At 53.3% G+C, this 4273-nt stretch carries 5 protein-coding genes and 1 pseudogene; 3 read left to right on the forward strand and 3 right to left on the reverse strand.

The genetic code is table 11. The features are described 5' to 3' along the window. Nucleotides 1-157, reverse strand: a 157-nt coding sequence (locus tag AD944_RS17675; RefSeq protein ID WP_156477230.1) for a DUF4158 domain-containing protein, incomplete at its 3' end; no start/stop codon positions are given. Nucleotides 158-256: 99 nt separating this feature from the next. Here AD944_RS17675 and AD944_RS01120 point away from each other — a divergent pair. Next, nucleotides 257-889, forward strand: coding sequence for a recombinase family protein (locus AD944_RS01120; protein ID WP_248845800.1), 633 nt, complete (start codon nt 257-259; stop codon nt 887-889). 32 nt (nt 890-921) lie between these two features. Next, nucleotides 922-1194, forward strand: a pseudogene (locus tag AD944_RS01125) (MucR family transcriptional regulator); the annotation flags it as partial. Nucleotides 1195-1224: 30 nt separating this feature from the next. On the opposite strand, the gene AD944_RS01130 reads toward AD944_RS01125, so the two are convergent. Then, on the reverse strand, nt 1225-1752 hold the full coding sequence (locus tag AD944_RS01130) for a helix-turn-helix domain-containing protein (protein ID WP_236709291.1): 528 nt from the start codon (nt 1750-1752) through the stop codon (nt 1225-1227). Then, nucleotides 1646-2002: a hypothetical protein gene (locus AD944_RS16965; protein WP_169794934.1), complete on the reverse strand. Its 357-nt coding sequence runs from the start codon at nt 2000-2002 to the stop codon at nt 1646-1648. The genes AD944_RS01130 and AD944_RS16965 overlap by 107 nt, the downstream gene beginning before the upstream one ends. A 1015-nt stretch (nt 2003-3017) precedes the next feature. Here AD944_RS16965 and AD944_RS01135 point away from each other — a divergent pair. Further along, nucleotides 3018-4118, forward strand: coding sequence for a replication initiator protein A (locus tag AD944_RS01135; RefSeq protein ID WP_045543225.1), 1101 nt, complete (start codon nt 3018-3020; stop codon nt 4116-4118). Nucleotides 4119-4273 lie beyond the last annotated feature (155 nt).

Genomic DNA, 4273 nt, shown 5'->3' on the forward strand with positions numbered 1-4273 from the left:
CTAAGCGTACGTAAAATACACTTTCGTGTCGTGACCCCTTAATGAAGTCGAGATCGTTCAGGCTGAGGGTGTAATGACGTGCCATCTCCGGAAGATCTGCCGGGATCGAGAACAAGCGGGTTCTCTGCTCTGAGGACAGCAGGTTACGAGTAGCCATGACGAAGTCCGATCTCGTGGATGCGGGAGTTCATAAACTACTTGCCTTTAAAAGCAATTCTGAAAGAGGATATTGAAAGAAAAGTCGCAAGGAATTGTCGTGCCCACCCAATCCTTTCAAAAACGGTCATTTGTGAAATCTATTGAGTCGGCTTCGACTGGCCTGCTCCTCGGCTACGCCCGCGTCTCGAAGGGTGACGATCAAAACAACACTATGCAGATCAAGGCTCTCAAGGTCGCTGGTTGCAGGCGGCTGTTTGAGGAAACCGCCTCTGGTGGCCGATGGGACCGGCCGGAACTCCAGCGCCTGCTCGACCAGCTACGCGAGGGCGATACCCTTGTCGTCTGGAAGCTCGATCGTCTCTCCCGATCCCTGAAAGACATGCTGCACATCATGGAGCGGATCGGCAACGCCGGCGCAGGCTTCCGATCCATCACGGAGAACATCGATACGACTACTCCTGCCGGTCGGATGATGATGCAGATGGTTGGGGCTTTCGCTGAATTCGAGCGGGCGATGATCCGCGAACGCACCTCGGCAGGCCTTGCCGCTGCCAGGGCTGAGGGCCGGATCGGTGGCAGGCGCAAAAAGCTCGACGCCGTCAAGCGCCGAGAAATCGCCGAGAGCGTCATCTCCGGCCGCAAATCGGGAGCCGACATGGCCCGACTTTATGGTGTCAGCCAGCCAACCGTCTCGCGTATCGTCGCAGCTCACCTCGCTGATCAAGCTTAGCGTGCAATTTCTAACAGATCGTGCGGTGACCCCTGGAAGACGGGAAAAAGCTGAAGATGCTCAAGCGCCACCTTCAGTCCGCCTATGGCATGACACCCCAGCAGTATCGGGAGAAATGGGGATTACCGGCGAACTATCCGATGGTCGCTCCATCCTACTCGACACAGCACTCCGCTCTGGCGCAGAAAATTGGACTGGGGCAGGCCGTCAGGACCGCACCGGACGTTGCCAAACCCGCTGAAGATCGGATGCCCGTCACGCACATACCCGAGAAAAAACGCGGACGTAGACCAAAACAGGCATGAGCATTCGGGACAGACCGGACCTGTCGGAATCTACTTCGTATGGGCGTAAGCTTCACGCACGGCTTCCGGCCGATTGGAAATGGCCCGCAGATAACTTTTTGCAGCGGTATCTGGCGTACGTTCCCCGCTTTCCCACCCCTTGATGGTTTCCTCTTCCAGACCATACCAGAGCGCGAACTGTCGGCGACTGAGCTTCAGACGCCGACGGATCAGGGCCACATCCACATCGGCCTTGTGATCGACATGGATCGCCCTGATCCCGGCTTTTGCAAGGTCGAAGATAACCGCCTCGATCGTGTCAGTCATGGGCAGCAGAACGATTGCATGCCCTTCTGCCTGTTCCGAGGATTGCCTGATGAGGTCTTCCACTGTCTTCTTGGCGGCCAGCATCGTCAGGCCACGCCTGGACAACGCCATCGTGGCGGCAATGGAATTGAGAGCCGGCCATCCCTCACGCGTCAGGGTCAGGGCGAATCTGGCGCGTGAACCGGAACGGACGCGGGATATGGCCCGGACAGGCCCCAGTCGTGCGAATTCCGCCTTCAATGATGATTTCATCGAGATCCATTCCTTCCAGAACGGCCTGTGCGATCGTTTTCAGATTGGCGAACCCGACCCCATTGGCTGTTGCACCGTGGATGTGAGTCTTGGCCAGCTTCATGAATCCTTGGGATCGATCGACACTGAATTCAGCCATGACCATCAGAACGACACCATGAGCCTGAATAACCAAGGTTGCGATTGGATCACTACTCTGGTCATCATCCATTTCGAACGACAGGTCTTTGACTGTCCACCGTGGCCTCATGCTGAATTATAGGTTCATTGAACCTATAATTCAAGCAGATCTCGCCCTGATATTATCACATGAAATGCGGGCACCATATGGTTAGGATGCGATAAGCCCCTCTTGACACTGTCTCGGCTCCATTCTGGCACCTGACTGACACCACATTCGGGACTGCGTTGGCCCCGGCCTGATATAGGCTCTCATACACCATTGCACCGTTGGTGCGGATGCTCAGGAACCTGCCTGCCGGATCTGGGTGATCATTTCATCGGCTGTGATCTTTCCGGGCAACCGTGTATCGTTTCGTCATCACTCTTGACAAGCCGAGCAGAGCATCCTGAGAGGCTGTACAAAGCGTAATTCCCGTTACGGCCTATCCACCGTAGTTGGCGTAACGATAACGCCTGTAAGGACATCCTGTGGCGTCTGAAGGGCATGCTGCGACACGTGAGCCGTGAATGATCGCCGGAACTCCGATGCGTCTTGAGCAAATTGCGGTTCTACCTGGTTCTTCTGCTGTTGCAGGCGTCGGGCGAGCGCGGAGCGGGAGCCCCGTAGGGCGCCAGAGGCGTCGACGCTTGAGTAAGGGGATTTCAAAGTAGGGACGATGCGGGAAACGCATCGTTACAAAGCAGATCACGCCGTTGGCGTGTCCGCTTAAGCGCAGCCCTAAAAGGGCGAGCAGGGGGATGCCGGGTGGGAGATCGCGCGAAGTGCGATTGAGGCGGCCGTAGGCCGCGAGCCGGCGGGGGCTAAGCCCCCAAGAGGCGGTGCTTGGGTTCATTTGGCTGAAATTTTCAGGAAATGACAAATTATCCACAGCTTTAGAGTGTTAATTTATGTGTTAATAGTAGTGTTACGGGTTTTCCACAGGGACGTAACCTTCTGAAAATAAAAAGTAAATTTTACTTTTGGGGACCATTAGCGTCAACGAAACCCCGAATCTAGTGACTCCAGAACCCCGAATCAGCGTCAACGAAACCCCGAATCTACCCCTTGCGTCAACGAAACCCCGAATCTAAACTACCCGTCAATGAAACCCCGTATCAAATCAGCCCGTCAACGAAACCCCGAACTGGCACTAACCGTCAGTGAAACCCCGAATGTTGATGGACGGTCAGTTCTACTTCCGGAACGATATCCGACACCAGATCTTTTTATTTGTGATGTCCTTGATGCCATCCCCAAAGATGATATGGCCTCGATGGAGCATCCAATTTTCTCGCTTGCCACTAAACCTGATCGACGCATTTTCCGATACGAGCACAATGGCAATACAGTTGAGATCGTTCCGAGCGTCAAAGGGCTCGCGACGATCCATGACAAGGATATCCTTATCTATTGCATTTCGCAGCTTATCGCGAAAATGAATCAAGGTGAGCAGCCAAATCGAACTATCCACCTTACCGCACGCGATTTGTTGGTGTGGACCAACCGTCAAACCGATGGTGATGGCTATAAGCGGCTTCGAAGCGCATTTGAGCGCTTAGCAGGCACACGGATCACCACCAACATCAAAGCTGATGGAGAAGAAATCACCGAAGGTTTTGGTCTTATCAATGAATGGCGAATTGTCCGTAAGACCAATTCCGGACAAATGTCTGAAATTAAGGTAACGCTATCCGAGTGGCTATTCAAAATGATCGAGGGCCGTAGTGTACTGACATTACATCGCGATTATTTCCGTTTACGCAAACCACTTGAACGGAGAATATACGAACTTGCCCGCAAGCATTGCGGCGCTCAGGAAAAATGGAGCGTTTCTATAGAAATTTTACAGAAAAAAACAGGGGCTAGTAGCCATATTCGCGTGTTTCGCTCAATGCTCCGTGACTTGGCAATCAATAACCACTTGCCTGATTATGCTGTCGAAATAAACAGCAACATGGTTACTTTCCGCAATCGGGAAACGATGGACACCGTCAAGATAATAGAGCCGAAGCTCCAGAAACCATTTATCGATCCCGAGGGTTTCCACGACGCTAGAGGGGTTGCTCCAGGATATGATGTCTACGCACTCTATGACGAATGGGTGTCATGGTGGAATGATAGCGGACAACCAGAATTGCAAAACCCCAGTGCCGCATTTGTCGGATTCTGCCGCAACCGATATAAACGCAACCCTATACGCTAGATGTTTAGTCCCGGGATTTGATGGTGTGGTATTTTCACGCGAGTGGAAGGAAGCATTATGGGACAGATACGTCATGGCAGCGCCACGAGCACGCACGCCGTGCGAGCAGCAATACAGGGGTCATTACATAAAACGGGCACAGATATACGCTAAGG

The organism is Acetobacter tropicalis, assembly GCF_001580915.1.
Lineage (GTDB): Bacteria > Pseudomonadota > Alphaproteobacteria > Acetobacterales > Acetobacteraceae > Acetobacter > Acetobacter tropicalis.